The organism is Murimonas intestini (genome assembly GCF_024622195.1).
In the GTDB taxonomy this organism is placed as follows: Bacteria; Bacillota; Clostridia; order Lachnospirales; family Lachnospiraceae; genus Murimonas; species Murimonas intestini.
This window is the reverse complement of sequence record NZ_JANKBI010000004.1, coordinates 347,160-363,806: the sequence shown is the minus strand read 5'-3', so window position 1 is coordinate 363,806 and position 16,647 is coordinate 347,160. Positions and strand designations below refer to the sequence as shown.

The window sequence follows — 16,647 nt, the reverse complement described above, 5'->3', positions numbered from 1 at the left end:
TCGACAAGAAATTTCTACATATCTGGTTCTTACCAGAAAACATCATTTTTTATAGACACAGAAATTTTTACGCCCTCCTTATACTGGCATAAGGGCTATGCCAGTATAAGTGGCAAAGGTGTGTAAAAAGTATGCGTTTGAAATAATCATATCTCATTTCGGCTCCTGTACTGTTCAGGCGTCATATGTTCATATTTTTTAAATACCCGGAAGAAGTATTTTACATTGTCATATCCAACGCTCCTGGCTATCTGGTACATCTTTTTGCTGCTGTCAAGAAGCAGCTGTTTTGCTTTCTCAATGCGGATATGGTTCAGGTAGTTCACATATGTATCCCCGGTCTTTTCTTTGAAGAGATGGCTCAGATAGCTTCTGTTCATATAAAAGAGGGAGGAGAGAAATTCGATGGTCAGATTGTTCTGGTAGTGGCGTTCTATATAGACCTTCATCTTTTCAACTGTGTCATTTCCCGCGTAGACGCTCTGCAGCTTCAGTATTCCCGCTATATTTTGGAAAAACTGCAGATAGTACTGCTTTAGCTCTTCCAGGTCAAACAGGCCGTTTAATATATTCTGCATACTGCTGTTGGCGGAATCGGGGTTGATCTGCTCTATGTACTGGCTCATGATATGGCGCGCCTGGTCTGCCAGCCGGAAACAGAAAACTTTGATGTCATAAAGCGTATATGCGGCCTCCTGGCTGAAATGCAGGAACAGTTCATCCAGCAGCTCCCCGACCTGCTCTGACATGCCTGCCTCCACACGGAAGAGGAATTCATCCATCCTCTCCCAGACAATGGCCTGGGCCTCCTGGGGGCTTTTGCTGTAATAATAAGAATTCACCGTATCTCCTGGATGTCCGGAATTCAGCGCGCTCACTGTCTCAATAAAGGCTTCATGAAGCTCACCCAGGGAGTGGTGGACTCCGCTGATGCCGTAGGAGACATCAAGGGAGAGCTCAAAGAACAGATGGCCTAAGCTGCGCACAATCTGGCGGCAGAGATCCTTTGGCAGCAGGGCGGCATGCTCCGGGATAAAAAGGACGAGAAATCCCAGGGTCTTGTGATGGATATGCTGCAGATACAGAGCCAGATCGCCAAAACCATTCTCTTCCAGAAAATCCTGTATGTCCTTCTCATTTATGGGGGAAGGGCAGTGCAGGGTCATCAGGATCAGGTCATGTGTCCTGCTGATGAATTTCAGCTTTTCTGACGTGATGTTACAGGAGTCAGTATGGTAGCCCAGGACCACATTCTTGAGCATCTGGATATCGTATTCATATCTGGCGGATTCCCGGCTCTCTTCACTGGAAATCAGCTGGTTTTCTATAGCGGCGCCCTTTTCCAGCTGGGAGACTGCGCGCAGTACGGCGTCCTGCAGATCCTGCCTGCTGAAAGGCTTCAGGAGATAGTCCACAGCTTTTGCCGTGAGTGCGTGCTTCATGTATTCAAAATCCTTATAGCCGCTGATAACAATAATGCGCTTTCCGGGAAAGCGCTCTGTGAGGATTGGCAGCAGCTGTGTTCCGTCCATCACAGGCATGTTCATATCTGTTATGATAATATCAGGATCTGTTTCTTCTATCAGCTCCAGGGCCCGGCTGCCGTCCTCAGCCTCTCCCGCACAGGAGATCCGGTCTTTTAGAGGCTCCAGCTTTTTAATGGTGCCTTTTCTCATAAGCCCTTCATCATCGATGACAATATAAGTATACATATGTATCCTTCCCCTTTCATAAATAGCCGTATGCCTGCAGGATCGCGGCCCTTCGGCAGCAGTCCGGGATGCGGCTAAGTGAACAATACAGGCAGTTTAATAGTCATAGTGGTCCCCATGCCGGGTTCACTGTCAATATGCAGGCCGTAGCCCTCGCCGTAATAGAGCACTATCCTGGTATGTATGTTTTTAACACCGATGCTCTGTTTATTTCTCTGTCCAAGCTCTGTGAACCTGGCCGGCTCCATGAGTGTTTTTTCAAGCTCCTCTTTCTGTTCTTTTGTCATACCTGCTCCGTCATCAGAGACTGAGAGGTAAAGGAACCTGTCATCGTGCCAGCCCCTGATTTTGATGAAGCTGCCGCAGCGGCAGTACTGGAGGCCGTGGTAGAATGAATTTTCTACAAGAGGCTGGAGGATGAGCTTGAGCACTTTATAAGAATACATCTCTTCAGGGATTTCCAGTTTCAGGTCAAATTTATTCTCGAAGCGTATCCTCTGGATAGAGACATAATCCCTGACATGCTTCAGCTCGTCAGCCACGGTCACAAGTTCACTCTGTGTCTTGATGCTGTAGCGGAACATATCACCCAGCGCCAGCGCCATAGTCGAGATACTCTCCACCTCTTCCAGCTCCGCGATACTGTTTATAGATTCCAGAGTATTATAGAGAAAATGTGAGTTTATCTGCGCTTCCAGGGATTTCATCTGGGAATCCAGGGTTATCAGCTTGTTCTGCAGCTCTTTCTCAATATATTCTGACAATGTCTCTATCATATGGTTATACTCGTTGTACAGGACTCCTATCTCATCCGTCCTGTTGAGATATCGGGTGGTAGTCACCAGCCGGTCCCCTGTCTTGATGGCCATCTTGCGGCTCAGATGCACAATAGGCTTTGTGGTGCTGTAGGAGAGGTACACAGACAGGATGATAAATACCAGTCCGCAGATGAGGGAGATGGTGAGTATCATAGTGCGTGTATATCCGAATTCCTCATACAGCTCCTGATAATTAATGGAAAACAGAAGGCGGAACCCGTCCAGGTCCAGATCCTCTGTACGGATGCGGGCATTTTCAGGTGTCAGCTCTGTCTTCAGGGAGTCTATATTGCTGTAGAGCACATTTCCAAACGAATCCTCCACAGCCAGCATGGCGATGTCAGGGAGAGTGTTCACAGCGGACAGGTCAAAGAATTCAGGGCTGCAGTCTATGAGAAGCACACCCAAAAACTCGTGTGTATATACATCGAAGAGGGCCTGGGAAAAGGACAGGGAAGGCTTTAAGTCACCTGCTATAAAGAAATCCTTCTGGGACAGCCCGTTTATGTACAGTTTTCCCCCCAGGTCCACAGTCTGCTGGTACCAGGAGTCCTTCTCAGGCTCATAATCGGGGTGAACAGAGATATTTCCCCCATATCCGTATCCAAGCACAGGACCGGTTGGAGTGAAAATAAATATCCCGTTTAAATAGTCATGGGAGAAGATCAGGTTCTGGCAGATGAAGCTGATCTTCTGGTTGCTCTTCAGAACATCGTAGTCAGTGTAGCCAGGGCCGTTTTCCCGGTATTTTTTAATATTATCAATTATGGATTCTTCGGTCTGGGAGTAAAAGTTAAACATCTGGGCGATATTTTTCAGGTCCCCTATGGCGTCGTTTGCCTGGTCGGCTGCCTTGTCCACGATATTGTCAGCCACCTGGCTTGTCTGCTCTTCTATGAGCTTTGTATACCTGTCATAAGTAAAGCTGGTCACAATGGTAATTGGGATTATGGAAATAGTGATAAAGATCAGAAGGAATTTATTTTTAAGTTTCATATAGATTACCTCCGTGGAAAAACCTAACAATAGTATACCAGAATAACAAACAAAAGTATACTTTAAATGTGATATTATGTAATTACCATAAAGATTATGAAGAATAAATAAAGGGAGGCAACAAAATGAAGATGAAAAAAGTAATTGCACTTGCTTTGGCTGGAACAATGGCAGCTTCTATGGCCGCTGGCTGCGGAGGAAGCGGCAAGGATTCGTCAGCTACAGAAGCTGCAAAAACGGAGGCTAAAACAGAGGCTAAGACTGAAGCTAAATCAGATGATAAAACAGAAGATGCTAAAACAGAAGACGCTAATACAGACGACGCAAAAACAGAAGCTGCCGGAGATGAAGCGAAGGCAGAGACTACAGGAAAAGATATTACTCTCACAATGATGTTCTCAGGTACTGCTTCGGAAAATGATTTTGAGACACAGCAACTTCCGGGACTTGTAAAGGAAGCCTTCCCGAATATCACTCTGGAAGTCACAAAGCTCCCGGATGACCAGTACTATACAGCGCTGAAGACAAAACTGGCTTCGGGAGAATGCCCTGATATAATCCTGGCCCAGCCTAAATATGCAGGCGCAAATTCTGTGGTCGGTCTGGCAAAGGCAGGGTATCTGGAACCTCTTACGGATCTGGAATGCATTTCCTTAAATGAGGCGGGCGCTGAATCCATGAAGTATAACGGGGAAGTCTATGCGATCCCAAATGGTGTCAGCATACTTGGTACATATTACAATAAAGACATGTTTGCAGAAAACAATCTGGAAGTGCCCACAAACTGGGATGAATTTTTAAACTGCTGCAAGGTTTTAAAAGAAGCGGGTATCCAGCCTATCGTCATGGGCGACAAGGATATGTATGTAATGCAGTTCGGTCTTTACCAGATCGCAGCAAATACCGTGTATCCCCAGAATCCGGAATTTGACGACCAGCTGCGCACAGGCGAGACAAAGTTCACAGATGACGGTACATGGAACAAAGTCCTGGAAATGTACAAGACACTGTATGACAATGAATATATCAACACTTCTTCCCTGGGCTTAGGCGCACAGCAGGCTATCCAGAAATTCGTGGACGGAGAAGCAGCTATGATATTTGACGGTTCCTTCAATGCCCCGGCCCTTCAGGCACAGGGTAAAGCAGAGTTTGAAAGAGGATACTTCCCGCTTCCGGGAAATGCTGCAGGTGAGGAGCTCTACGGCGCAGTGGCAGCCGGAGCAGGCCCGGCCATCTATTCAGGATCTGAATATAAAGAAGAGTGCAAGAAGATCCTGGAACTGTGGTATGACGGAAAATCAGATATCTGGAAAGCACAGGCAGATACAGGAAAATTCGTAGTGACTTACGGCTACGGATCAGACACAGTCAATCCATTATTCCAGCCATTTGTAGACTTGTACAATGAAGGCAAGGTATTCTACTGGTGCAACCAGGGCTGGCCTGCAGGTGTAGAAAACGAGATGGAATCTCTGTTCGGAGAAATGGTGGGAGGACAGGGAACCACGATCGATGATATTACAAACGGAATGCAGATGAAATTCGAGGAGCTGTATACAGAATAAAGAAGGTGTAGGGGGATGCTCTTGTGGCATCCCCCTCATGGAAAGGAGAAATTATGAAGGAAAAGAAAAAGAGAGGTACTCCCATATCGCTTGTATTCCCAAAGAGGATGTACGTGTTCATTATTCCTGCGATCGCGCTGTTTTTAACCTTCTGGATCATTCCTGTATTCCAGCTGTTTTATTACAGTGTCACAAACTTTAATGGTGTTAACTATGATTACGATTTTGTAGGATTCAAGAATTACATGACTCTGTTCAGAGAGGGAACACTTGTAAATTCTATTAAAAACACTCTGATATACGCAGTCATCATGGTATTGGGAAGCAATCTCCTGGGCCTGGTCCTTGCTATGGCCCTGAATGTGAAGCTGAGGGGGAAGGCATTTTTCAGGACTGCATCTTATGTGCCGGCGCTGTTCTCAGCAATTGTGGTAGGCTTTATATGGTCCTACGTCTATATGCCTGAGAGCGGTATGATCGCCTCCCTCATGAATACACTGGGGCTTGACGGTTCCAGCTTCAATGTTCTTGGAAATTACAAGACAGCTCTGTATGCCATCGCCATTGTGGAAATGTGGAAGGCATTCGGAACAACTATGATCATTTATCTGGCGGGCCTGCAGACAGTAGATGAGAGCCTTATTGAGGCGGGCAGGATCGATGGGTGCACGGAATGGCAGCTGATCCGCAAGATCAAGCTCCCTCTGATATCCGCAACGATCACCATCAATGTGATCTTAAGCATCATCGGCGGCCTGAAGGCATTCGACTACGCATTCATTATGACAAACGGGGGCCCCGGAAAGTCAACAAATACCCTGATGTTTACCGTTTATAAGATAGCATTTACAGATCAGATGATGGGCAAGGCCAGCGCCCTTTCTGTAGTGGCGTTCATTGTAATTATCGCGATCACGATTTTTATGCTGTACTTTATGAATAAGAGGGAGGTGGAATTATAATGGCTAAGAGACAGAAGTCATATAAAGAAAAAGAGGCAGCTGCAAAGCTCTCGCCAGGCATCATCGTACTCTATATCCTGCTGATATTATTCTGCCTGCTTGTCATTTCCCCGCTGCTCATTGTTGTGTCCAGTTCCTTCAGGGAACCTGGAAATATGCGTTCCCCGCTGGAGCTTTTTACTCAGTTTTCATTTGACAGCTACATATCGGCATTTACCAAAATGAATTACCCCATGCAGCTGCTGAACAGCCTTATGACTACAGGTGGCTCTGTAATATTAATAGTTATCTTTGCAACCATGGCATCATATCCCATTGCCAGGATTAAATCAAAGACCAGCCGTTTTCTCTATTACTTCTTCATCGCAGGTCTTGTTATTCCTTCACAGATGGTTATCGTGCCTGTGGCCCAGATGTTTGGAAACCTGAATATACCAAATACAAGATTTACGCCCATGGTCATGTTCATAACCTGCAGCCTTCCATTTTCTACATTTTTGTTTACAGGCTTCATGAAAGGCGTGCCGGTAGAGATCGAAGAATCAGCTTATTTAGACGGCGCCAGCCTGTGGCAGCGGTTCAGCAGGGTCGTATTCCCTCTGCTCAAGCCTGCGACAGTGTCTGTAGTGATCACCCAGGGAATGTGGATCTGGAATGACTATTTCTTCCCAATGATCTTTATCTCAAAATCCAGCCAGTACTCACTTCCAGTAGGAATGATCCAGTTCTTAGGTGACAGGGAGAATCCGGCCCAGTGGAATGTATTGTTTGCAGCCTGTGTGCTGTGTGCCCTTCCGCTCATCGTGGTATTTGCCGTATTGCAGAAGCAGTTTATAAACGGTATTGCCGCTGGAGCAGTGAAAGGTTAGGCGCAGTGTTGAAAGGCTTGGCACAGCAATGAAAGGTCAGGTGTGTTAAAATGCAGCTGTGGGAAGTAATGACAGGAGAAGGAAAAGTCCGGGGTGTAAAGGAAGACGGATATACTGTATTTAAGGGGATACCTTATGCCCGGCCTCCTGTGGGAGAGTACCGTTTCCGCCCGCCTGCCCCTCCTTTTGTGAGGGAAGGTGTGCTGGAGGCAGACCATTTCCGGGATGCGGCTTTCCAGGAAGCACCCGAAGAGGGGACATTCTATGAGAAAGAATTTAACCGGGATGACAGATTCCGGGTGGGAACATCAGAAGACTGCCTGTATCTGAATATCTGGACTCCGGCAGAGAGTGAAGAGGATAATCTGCCCGTGGCATTCTGGATCCATGGAGGAGGTTTTTCCCATGGGAATGGAAGTGAGATGGAATTTGACGGCAGGGAGTACTGCCGAAGGAATGTTATACTTGTCAGCATACAGTACAGGCTGGGAGTTTTTGGATTCCTGGCTCATCCCTGGCTGTGTGGGGAGAATGAAAGAGGTGTTTCCGGTAATTATGGCATATTGGACCAGATAGCAGCCCTCAGGTGGGTAGTGGGAAATATCAGAGCCTTCGGCGGTGATCCGGAAAATATCACAGTTTTTGGCCAGTCAGCCGGGAGCATCAGTGTACAGACTCTAATAAGCACTGAACTTACAGAAAACTGGATAAAGAAAGCTATTTTCCAGAGCGCCGGAGGTTATGATACAGGCCTGAACCTGGCTGTGCCTGCCAGGGAAGCGATGGAGACGGGAGTAAAGTTTGCGGCCCGCTGCCATGCATCCTCTGTTCGGGAACTGAGAAGCCTTCCTCCCCAGGTGCTGCTGAGGAACCAGGAGGAGATGGCTGCTGAGTCTGACGGGCTTTCGCTCATCTTTATGCCAAATATTGACGGATATGTCCTGGAGGACGGGTACATGGAGCTTGCCAGTCATGGAAAAATAAAAGATATTCCCTATATGGCAGGCTGCACCAGAAATGATATATTTGTCACTGAAGAAATGCTGGCAGCAGGTGACAGAGGACAGCTGTACAGAGGATGCGGGGAATGGTGCCTGCTGCTTGAAAGGCTGGGCAGAGCTCCTGCTTATATATATTATTTTACAAGGCAGCTGCCCGGAGACGATGCAGGGGCCTTCCATTCCTCGGAACTCTGGTATATGTTCGGCACACTGGACAGATGCTGGCGCCCTATGACGGAAGCGGATCATGAACTGAGCAGCCGTATGCTGGACTGCTGGACAAATTTTATAAAATATGGAAATCCTAACGGAAAAGACTTGGGGCAGTGGGAAACTTATACAAAAGAGAACCCATATGTCCAGATCCTGGATTTGAGGTGATAAAAGATGGATTCGGAAAGTGTCTGCCTGCAGACAGACGAGGCGGGGGCCAGGAAGAAAGGTTACATTTATCTTATCCTTACATTTACACTGTGGGGAAGCCTGTATGTAGTGAGCAAGTTTGTGCTGGGCAGGCTCCCGGCCTTTACTATCTCCTTTGTGAGGTTTCTGCTGGCATTTCTGGCGCTGACGCTCATTGCGGGAAAATCTGAGACAAGGATTGAAAAAAAGGATTATAAATATATAGTATTGATCGGGTGCATGGGATATTTTATTGCAGTGGGAGCGCAGCTGCTGGGAACAAAGTACGCAGGTTCCGCTATGGCATCTCTGCTCAACTCTTTAAATCCGGTAACTATGACGATTTTTGCAGCAGTTATCCTGCATGAGAAACTTACGCTCAAGAAGGCTGCAGGCGTGCTGCTGGCCCTGGGTGGAGTGTATGTCATAATGGGAACCGGAGGAGACGGCGGCAGCCTGGCAGGGATTCTGCTGTCACTGTTTTCAGTCCTTCTCTGGTCAGCAGTATCTGTGATAACAAGAAGAGTGACTCAGAAATACGATCCTCTCCAGATCACAAAGTACGGGGCAGGTGCGGCAGCCCTGTGCTATCTGCCAGTCTGTACCTGGGAGATAGCAGCCGGAGGAGGCCTTCAGAATATTTCCGCAGATATCCCCTGCGTATTGTCCCTGCTGTATATGGGGATCGTCTGCACGGGTGTGGCCTATCTGCTCTGGAACAAGAGTCTGGCTGTACTGGAGGCTGGCACATGCTCTGCCTTTTATCCCATCCAGCCCCTTGTGGCCACTCTGCTTGGTATTCTTTTTCTCGGTGAGCGTGTGGAGCTTTCATTTGCTGCAGGAGCTGTGCTCATAGTGGCGGGCGTACTGATCAGCCTCAGGCCCGGCCGCTCCTGTGCCAGAAAATAATAAAAACGCACCATGGGAATAATGATATAGTATCAAGGTATCATATCATTAACCACGGTGCGTTTTTTAATTTATTAGAAGATTAGAAGAAATAATGTCCGTCTATCTTTTTCAGCTCTTTTTCCAGCAGTGCCATATCTTTGTCATTCAATGGATTTGCCAGGCACTCTTCGATGTGCTCTGTGACAAAGGAGAAGCTCTCAAAATTTCCGGGAGGAACTACAGCATCAGCGCCCATTGAAAGGGTGTATTTGATAGCTGCAATACCCAGCTCTTCATTTTCCGATATAGGCTTACACCAGGACTTTGGAAATCTGGACTGATGTTTCTCATCATCATTGATCCAGGCCCGGTGAATCAGTGTCTTCATGCCGAGAAGCCCGATATTCCGTTCTTTTGCAGCCCTGCTGATACGGCTTCCGAATTCCTTGCCCATATTGATGCCCCAGTTCAGGGGGAACAGCACAGTATCAAAGTCATAGAGGCTTATGGCTTTCAGAGCCACATCTTCATCATGGCAGGTAATGCCCAGCTTCCTGGTGATACCTTCTTCTTTTGCCCGTATCATGATTTCCATGACTCCGCCTTTTCCAAAGGCAGCCTCCAGTTCCTCCATTGTAGCCAGTCCATGCATCTGATAATTATCGAAATAATCTGTGTGGAGCAGGCGCAGAGATTCGTCCAGCTCACGCTCGCCCTCCGCGGCAAGCCGCTTGTTTGTCTTACAGGCCAGATAGATATCTTTCCTGTAAGGCTTTAAAGAGTTCCCCAGCTTTTCCTGGGCATCCCCGTAGGAGGGAGCGACGTCGAAATAATTGATCCCCTTATTTATGGCATATTCTACATACTGGTCAGAAGCTTCCTGGCCGTCTGACATGGAGACGATGCCTCCATATACTACAGGTGCGATCTCATAGCCCGTGTTCCCAAGTTTTCTTTTAGTCATTGCTGATCCTCCGATCTATTCATGATATTCCCTGGTGTCATCCGGCGCCAGATCCAGGGTGAAGGTAAATTCGCTTCCCACGCCCTCGGTGCTGACCACATTGATATTCTGGCCGTGTGCCTGGATGATCTCTTTCGTGATAGCAAGGCCGAGGCCTGTGCCTTTTTTATCTTTTCCTCTGGAAGGGTCTGTTTTATAGAAGCGCTCCCAGATTTTTTTGATACTGTCTTTTGGTATACCTTCTCCTGAATCCTTGACGGAAATGAATATCTTTTCATGCTTCTCCGTAGTCTCGATATAGATGGAGGAGTTTGGATAGCTGAATTTTATGGCATTATCTATCAGGTTGTAGAGGACCTGCTGGATCTTGCCCAAGTCAGCCCGGACAATGAGGGAAGGGGTGTCGAAAATCAGCTCGATAGTGATCCCCTTGGTGCGGCAGGTGCCTTCAAATGTGGCAGCAGTATTTTTTATGACTCTGTTTATGTCAAAGTCTGTCTTATCCAGCAGCGTCCCCTTGTCATCAAAATTATTCAGTGTCAGCAGGCCGCTGGTGAGTTTATTGAGTCTCTCAGTCTCAGTCAGAACGATGTTCAGATACTTTTCCTGCATCTCACAGGGGATGGTCCCGTCCAGCATGGCTTCCACATAGCCTTTAATGGAAGTCAGCGGAGAGCGGAAATCGTGTGAGATATTGGAAATGAATTTTCTCTGGTATTCTCCCGATTTATTCAGCTCACTTGCCATATAATTCAGGGAGGCGGCCAGATAGCCCATCTCATCTCTTGTCTCCACGGGCAGCTTATAGTTCAGGTTGCCGGCGGCATATTCGTTAGCCCCTGTAATGATCCGCTTCAGCGGCACATAGACTGTGAGCGCGAAGGTCAGCAGGATAATAAGGGACAGCAGCAGGATACATCCCCACGTAATATATACGATATTCAGTATGGAATTCTTCTCCCGGTCCAGCTCACTCAGATTATAATGCATGACGATGTAGCCTATTGTGCGGAACTCTGTAGTAATTGGAGCCAGCACGCTTAATACGTCTGAGGAGAACATATGGAAGAAATTGCCCTGCTGGTAGTACCCTCCGCTGAGGGCAGTAGGATCAAAGCCTGGTATGGGAACTGCCATCTCAGGATCATATTCCTTAACTGTATCAAGTATGATCCGGCCTTCCGTATCCACGAGCCATATCTGGACAGACTGGTAGGCGCCCAGAGAATTCAGCACACCGTAGACGCCTTCAGTGGAGGACGTGTTCTTATAGGACTGGACAAGGCGCCCGCTTGCCACGGTATTTGCCTCCTTGTACATGGATTCAGTCTTTGCCTTGATCAGATGGTTCTGGAGCAGCCTGGAAGAAAAAGTGGCTACAGCTATAAAACTTAAGACTCCGAAGCAGATGTAGGCAGCCAGGAATTTTAAGTACAGTGTCTTCTTCATCTAGTTCTTCACCTCGAACTTATAGCCGATTCCCCAGACAGTGGACAGTGCCCAGTGTTCGTTATCCTTGATCTTCTCCCTCAGCCTTTTGATGTGGACATCCACGGTCCTGGTATCCCCAATGTATTCATATCCCCAGATATGGTCAAGGAGCTGTTCCCTTGTAAATACCTGGTTTGGGGAGGAGGCCAGAAAATAAAGCAGTTCCAGCTCTTTTGGAGGCATGTCCACCGATTCCCCTTTGTATATTACAGAGTAATTCGTCTGGTTGATGATCAGGTCCGGATACTCCACATATCTGCCGGAGGGCTTGTTGGCAGGCTTGTCCGGCTGGAAACGGCGCAGCACAGCTTTTACCCTTGCAACCAGCTCCTTGGAATCAAATGGCTTGATCATGTAATCATCTGCACCCAGCTCCAGCCCCAGCACCTTATCAAAAATCTCGCCCTTGGCCGAGAGCATGATAATGGGCACATTTGAGCGCTGGCGCAGCTCACGGCAGACCTGGTAGCCGTCTATTCCGGGCAGCATCAGATCCAGCAGCAGCAGGTTCGGGGCAAAGGAATCGAATTCTCTTAAAGCCTCCTCACCGTCATTTACAATCTTTGTGTCGAAGCATTCCTTAGTAAGATAAAGGGATATCAGCTCCGCAATGTTATTGTCATCATCGACAATCATAATTTTTTGTCTGGCAACCATAATAAACCTCCCGCATTTTGTCTTCTATATTATGTCATTTGAATTCCACGATCGTAACTCCCGCGTCACCTTCTCCAAATTCGCCAAGCCTGTAGTTTGCTACATTTTTGGCACGGCGCAGGTAGGCGTGGACGGCTTTTCTGAGAGCCCCTGTACCCTTGCCGTGTACTACTCTTACCTGGGGGATGTGTGCCAGATATGCATCGTCCAGATATTTGTCCAGCTCAGCGATAGCTTCGTCTGTCGTCTTGCCGAGCAGGTTGATCTCTGTCCCCACGTAGGAGGACTTGGACATTTTGATCTTGCCGGTTCCTGTTTTGGAAAGTCCCGGTCCTGTGACAGAGGGTTCATCCAGGAGCTCCAAGTCTTTGATGTTCACCTGGGAGCGGAGTATGCCCATCTGCACGAACAGATCGCCCTTTGCATTAGGAAGTGTGCTCACCGTACCTTTCAGATTCAGGCTCAGGACCTTTACGCTGTCGCCTATTTTCAGCTCCCTTGGCTTCAGTTCTTTTTTGGGGGCCGGCGCTTTTTTATCAGCCAGCTTCTTTTCCACATTTGACATCTTTTCTCTTAAACGGCTGCGTTCCAGTTCCATCTCTCTGGCAGAGATGTTGGCTTTCCCGAATTTGTTAAAGTTCTTGATAGTAGTATCTGCAAATTCTTTGGCTTCACGCAGTGCGGCAAGAGCCTGCTCATTGGCCTCCCTCAGAATGTTTTCACGGCTGTTTTCCAGCTTTTGCTGCTTTAATTCAAGCTGTTTTTTCAGACCTTCGATCTCGGATTTGTAGCGCCTGATCTCTTCCTGCTCCTGCTCGATGGTCACACGGCTGTGCTCCAGGTCACTTAACAGGTCCTCAAAGCTCTCATCCTGTTCGCTGATCTGTTCTCTGGCCTCCTCAATGACAGCTTTAGGCAGCCCCAGTTTCTCAGAGATGGCGAAAGCGTTGCTCTTGCCTGGAATACCGATAAGAAGGCGGTACGTAGGCTGGAGCGTCTCCACGCTGAATTCACAGCAGCCGTTCTCCACGCCTGGTGTTGTCAGTGCAAATACCTTCAGCTCGCTGTAATGTGTGGTGGCCATGGCACGGACATTCTCCCTGTGAAGCCTGGAGAGGATAGCGATGGCCAAAGCTGCGCCCTCTGTGGGGTCTGTGCCTGCGCCCAGCTCATCAAAAAGAACAAGGGAATGGTCATTTACATGCTTCAGGATAGAGACAATGTTTGTCATGTGGGAAGAAAACGTACTTAAGCTCTGCTCAATGCTCTGCTCATCCCCGATGTCAGCAAAAACCTCCTCAAATACAGAGAGCCTGGAATGGTCAAAGGCCGGGATATGAAGCCCTGCCTGTCCCATCAGGGTAAACAGCCCCACTGTTTTCAGGGAGACTGTCTTGCCGCCTGTATTTGGTCCTGTGATGATGAGCAGGTTGAAATCATCGCCCAGGCGGATATCGATGGGTACCACCTTATGCTTATCCAGCAGGGGATGGCGTCCCTTTTTGATATTGACAATGCCCTGGTCGTTAAAATCAGGCTCTGAACCATTGTAGGATTTTGAAAGCTGGGCTCTGGCGAAGATAAAATCCAGTTTTGTAAGCAGCTTCAGATCCTCCAGAATGGCCTCTGATTCCTCAGCGGCACGTTCACTCAGATTGGAGAGAACGACCTCGATCTCCTTTTCCTCCTTAAGCTCCAGTTCACGAAGCTCATTATTGAGCTTTACTACAGCCATAGGCTCCACAAATATGGTGGAACCTGTGGAGGACTGGTCATGGATCATACCTGAGACCTGTCCCCGGTGCTCTGATTTGACTGGGATACAGTAACGCCCATTCCTCATTGTAATAACTGCATCCTGAAGATAAGTTCTCATAGAACCATTTACCATGGAACTTAACTGGCTGTGGACCTTATCATTTGTCAGTTTGATAGAGCGCCTGATCTGTCTGAGCGCCGGGGTGGCATCATCACTGATCTCCTCCTCAGAAACGATACAGCGGCGGATCTCACTGGACAGCAGAGTCAGAGGCTGCAGCTCCTCAAACAGCCCGTCAAGGCTGTCCGGCGCTTCCTCCGCATTCTCACGCCTGGAGAATGCCTTCACCCTGCTGCATGTTTCCAGAAGCCTGCAGATGCGCAGCAGCTCTTCAATGCTCAGAATACTGCCTATTTCCAGGCGCTTCAGGGAGCCGCGTACATCAGTTACGCCTGAAAAAGAAATACTTCCCTTCTGGTAGATCCTGGATAAGGCATCACTTGTTTCCTTCTGCATCTGCTGTATCTCACCCAAGTCGGAGGAGGGCAGCAGATTTTTACAGAGCTCCTTGCCGGGTACGGAGCCGGCAAACTCTGTGAGCTGGCTGATGATTTTTGTATATTCTAATGTTTTTAATGCTTTCTCATTCATAGTGTAAACCATTCCTTATACTGTTACTGTCTGCTTGTAGTTTTTTGTGCATAACAAAACTGCAACCGGCCGAAATGGGTCTGTAACGGACAGTCACTGCTATCCTTATATTTTAACCTATAATAGAGGAAATGGAAACATGAAATTTGTCCAAATTCATAGAATGTTCATATATATCTGCTAAAATAACCGGGTATTGTGTGAAAAGGGGAATTACACTATGGCGAAACAGGAGAAGAAAGAATTTGATTTTATAAATGAGCAGATAAAGACAAGGCCTTTTTATAAAAAGAAATGGTTTGCCAGGATGATGACGGGAATCGGCTGCGCAGTAGTATTTGGCGGAGTGGCAGGGGTGACCTTTGCAATCGTAAAGCCCTGGGCCGAAAAACAGTTTGGCAATCCGGAGCCCCAGACGCAGATCGTGATACTCCCGGAGGAATCGGAATCTGAGACAGAGAGTGCAGCTGAGACGGAGAGCGCGCTTAAGACAGAGAGCATGCCTGAGACAGAGAACATGTCTGAGACAGAGAGTGCGCCTGTGAAAGAAGGTGCGCCTGAGACAGAGAGTGCGTCTGTGACAGAGAAGGGGACGGCAGGGCCTCCAGAAGACGTGTCTGAGACAACTGTGCCCAGGACAGAGCATTCGGCAGAGCCCACAACTAAGCAAGCCGAGTCAGAGAGTCCAGCAGGCGATGATGATACAGAACCGGCAGTAAACAAAGCAGAGACAGAGCAGACGTCAAAGGAAACCAAGACGGAGCCGCCAGCAAAGGAAACGGAGCCGGAAAGCAAGGCTCCTGCAGAGACATCGGGGGCGGCCGGGACGCATGGGCAGACTGAAAATACAGAGTCTGGCGGAGAACAGGAAGAGCCGGAGAAAAAGGGAATGGAAATAGAAGATTACAAGATGCTGTACGGAAAACTTGCCGAGGTGGCAGGTGAAGCATCTAAATCAGTGGTGACTGTGACTGGTCTTCAGGAAAACGCGAATCTCTTTGATGATGTATACGGCAGCGATATACAGTCCTCCGGGCTGATTGTAGCGACTACAGGCTTAAATATTTATATTCTGACAGAGTGGCGTACCCTGGACGGATCCTCAAAGACTCTGGTTACATTCCCGGACGGATGTACAGCTGAGGCTGTTCTTCAGAAGAGAGATCCGGAGACAGGCCTGGCAATTGTCCGGGTGGCCTTCAGCGCCCTTCCCGCTGACATGAAGTCTGAGATAAAGATAGCTGAACTGGGGAGCTCCCAGAATATCAGCAAAGGCGATCCCGTCATCGCAGTGGGGAGCCCGCTGGGATACAGCAACTCCATAGCATTTGGCATGGTCACTTCCATGACAGAGACGCCGGCAGTTGACTGCTGTTACAACGTGATCACCACAGATATGATCGGCAGCTCCAACGGCAGCGGGATCATACTGGACTTGGACGGCAAGATCATAGGAATAATTTCTCAGGATTTTTATAAAGAAAATGAACAGATCACTGTATCAGGCATCTGTATCTCAGAGCTCAGGTGGCTGATAGAGACACTCTCAAACGACAGTGAGATACAGTATCTGGGCATAGTGGGCAAAGAGGTCACGGACAGCGTGGCAAAAGAGCTTGACATGCCGAAAGGCCTTTACGTAAAGAGCGTGGAGGTGGATTCACCCGCCATGTACTGCGGGATCAGGACTGCTGACGTCATCACTGCGATACAGGGTACAGATATAGAAAATATGGATGATTATGTGGAAGTGCTCCGCAGGCATAAGTCAGAAGATGTACTTAAAATAACGCTGATGCGCCAGGGACCGGACGGGTATGTGGAGATGACAAAGGATATTACGGTAGGGGCACGTTAGAGCATTTTTAAAACACGCTCCAGAGCGCAGCAGCGGCTCTTAGCAGCG

At 48.1% G+C, this 16,647-nt stretch carries 12 protein-coding genes; 6 read left to right on the top strand and 6 right to left on the bottom strand.

What is annotated here, in order from left to right:
* Positions 1–146: 146 nt before the first annotated feature.
* Together NSB28_RS09440 and NSB28_RS09435 are read right to left on the bottom strand one after the other, a co-directional pair.
* On the bottom strand, positions 147–1,712 hold the full coding sequence (locus NSB28_RS09440; RefSeq protein WP_109626655.1) for a response regulator: 1,566 nt from the start codon (positions 1,710–1,712) through the stop codon (positions 147–149).
* Positions 1,713–1,786: 74 nt separating this feature from the next.
* A complete protein-coding gene (locus NSB28_RS09435; RefSeq protein ID WP_109626654.1) occupies positions 1,787–3,526 on the bottom strand; it encodes a sensor histidine kinase in 1,740 nt (579 codons plus the stop codon).
* Between the two features lie 125 nt (positions 3,527–3,651).
* Here NSB28_RS09435 and NSB28_RS09430 point away from each other — a divergent pair, with 125 nt between their 5' ends.
* The 5 genes from NSB28_RS09430 to NSB28_RS09410 are packed head-to-tail and all read left to right on the top strand — an operon-like array spanning position 3,652 to position 9,237.
* Positions 3,652–5,094 carry an ABC transporter substrate-binding protein gene (locus NSB28_RS09430; protein ID WP_109626653.1) on the top strand — a complete coding sequence of 481 codons (1,443 nt, stop codon included), beginning with the start codon at positions 3,652–3,654 and terminating at the stop codon, positions 5,092–5,094.
* 53 nt (positions 5,095–5,147) lie between these two features.
* A complete protein-coding gene (locus NSB28_RS09425; RefSeq protein WP_109626652.1) occupies positions 5,148–6,056 on the top strand; it encodes a carbohydrate ABC transporter permease in 909 nt (302 codons plus the stop codon).
* Positions 6,056–6,925 carry a carbohydrate ABC transporter permease gene (locus NSB28_RS09420; RefSeq protein ID WP_109626651.1) on the top strand — a complete coding sequence of 290 codons (870 nt, stop codon included), beginning with the start codon at positions 6,056–6,058 and terminating at the stop codon, positions 6,923–6,925. Before NSB28_RS09425 ends, NSB28_RS09420 begins: the two co-directional genes overlap by 1 nt.
* A 50-nt stretch (positions 6,926–6,975) precedes the next feature.
* Positions 6,976–8,307, top strand: a complete 1,332-nt coding sequence (locus NSB28_RS09415) for a carboxylesterase/lipase family protein (RefSeq protein WP_109626650.1) — start codon at positions 6,976–6,978, stop codon at positions 8,305–8,307.
* Positions 8,308–8,313: 6 nt separating this feature from the next.
* Positions 8,314–9,237, top strand: a complete 924-nt coding sequence (locus NSB28_RS09410) for a DMT family transporter (protein WP_109626649.1) — start codon at positions 8,314–8,316, stop codon at positions 9,235–9,237.
* 82 nt (positions 9,238–9,319) lie between these two features.
* On the opposite strand, the gene NSB28_RS09405 is transcribed toward NSB28_RS09410, so the two are convergent.
* Genes NSB28_RS09405 through NSB28_RS09390 form a run of 4 tightly spaced genes read right to left on the bottom strand, consistent with a single transcriptional unit; the run spans position 9,320 to position 14,741 of the window.
* Positions 9,320–10,183: an aldo/keto reductase gene (locus NSB28_RS09405; RefSeq protein ID WP_109626648.1), complete on the bottom strand. Its 864-nt coding sequence runs from the start codon at positions 10,181–10,183 to the stop codon at positions 9,320–9,322.
* Positions 10,184–10,198: 15 nt separating this feature from the next.
* Entirely contained in the window at positions 10,199–11,632 is a 1,434-nt protein-coding gene (locus NSB28_RS09400; RefSeq protein ID WP_109626647.1) for a sensor histidine kinase, read from the bottom strand.
* Positions 11,633–12,331, bottom strand: coding sequence for a response regulator transcription factor (locus NSB28_RS09395; RefSeq protein ID WP_109626646.1), 699 nt, complete (start codon positions 12,329–12,331; stop codon positions 11,633–11,635). It abuts the gene before it with no gap.
* A gap of 34 nt (positions 12,332–12,365) precedes the next feature.
* The gene (locus NSB28_RS09390) at positions 12,366–14,741 is read right to left on the bottom strand and encodes an endonuclease MutS2 (protein WP_109626645.1); all 2,376 of its coding nucleotides are present in this window, start codon (positions 14,739–14,741) and stop codon (positions 12,366–12,368) included.
* Positions 14,742–14,961: 220 nt separating this feature from the next.
* Here NSB28_RS09390 and NSB28_RS09385 point away from each other — a divergent pair, with 220 nt between their 5' ends.
* The gene (locus tag NSB28_RS09385) at positions 14,962–16,599 is read left to right on the top strand and encodes a trypsin-like peptidase domain-containing protein (RefSeq protein ID WP_109626644.1); all 1,638 of its coding nucleotides are present in this window, start codon (positions 14,962–14,964) and stop codon (positions 16,597–16,599) included.
* Positions 16,600–16,647: the final 48 nt, after the last annotated feature.

What these genes read in the sequence shown, in the direction of transcription:
- NSB28_RS09385 (WP_109626644.1), top strand. Translation starts at nt 14,962, where the DNA reads ATGGCGAAACAGGAGAAGAAAGAATTTGATTTTATAAATGAGCAGATA.
- NSB28_RS09395 (WP_109626646.1), bottom strand. Translation starts at nt 12,331, where the DNA reads ATGGTTGCCAGACAAAAAATTATGATTGTCGATGATGACAATAACATT.
- NSB28_RS09415 (WP_109626650.1), top strand. Translation starts at nt 6,976, where the DNA reads ATGCAGCTGTGGGAAGTAATGACAGGAGAAGGAAAAGTCCGGGGTGTA.
- NSB28_RS09410 (WP_109626649.1), top strand. Translation starts at nt 8,314, where the DNA reads ATGGATTCGGAAAGTGTCTGCCTGCAGACAGACGAGGCGGGGGCCAGG.
- NSB28_RS09405 (WP_109626648.1), bottom strand. Translation starts at nt 10,183, where the DNA reads ATGACTAAAAGAAAACTTGGGAACACGGGCTATGAGATCGCACCTGTA.
- NSB28_RS09420 (WP_109626651.1), top strand. Translation starts at nt 6,056, where the DNA reads ATGGCTAAGAGACAGAAGTCATATAAAGAAAAAGAGGCAGCTGCAAAG.
- NSB28_RS09400 (WP_109626647.1), bottom strand. Translation starts at nt 11,632, where the DNA reads ATGAAGAAGACACTGTACTTAAAATTCCTGGCTGCCTACATCTGCTTC.
- NSB28_RS09435 (WP_109626654.1), bottom strand. Translation starts at nt 3,526, where the DNA reads ATGAAACTTAAAAATAAATTCCTTCTGATCTTTATCACTATTTCCATA.
- NSB28_RS09425 (WP_109626652.1), top strand. Translation starts at nt 5,148, where the DNA reads ATGAAGGAAAAGAAAAAGAGAGGTACTCCCATATCGCTTGTATTCCCA.
- NSB28_RS09430 (WP_109626653.1), top strand. Translation starts at nt 3,652, where the DNA reads ATGAAGATGAAAAAAGTAATTGCACTTGCTTTGGCTGGAACAATGGCA.
- NSB28_RS09440 (WP_109626655.1), bottom strand. Translation starts at nt 1,712, where the DNA reads ATGTATACTTATATTGTCATCGATGATGAAGGGCTTATGAGAAAAGGC.
- NSB28_RS09390 (WP_109626645.1), bottom strand. Translation starts at nt 14,741, where the DNA reads ATGAATGAGAAAGCATTAAAAACATTAGAATATACAAAAATCATCAGC.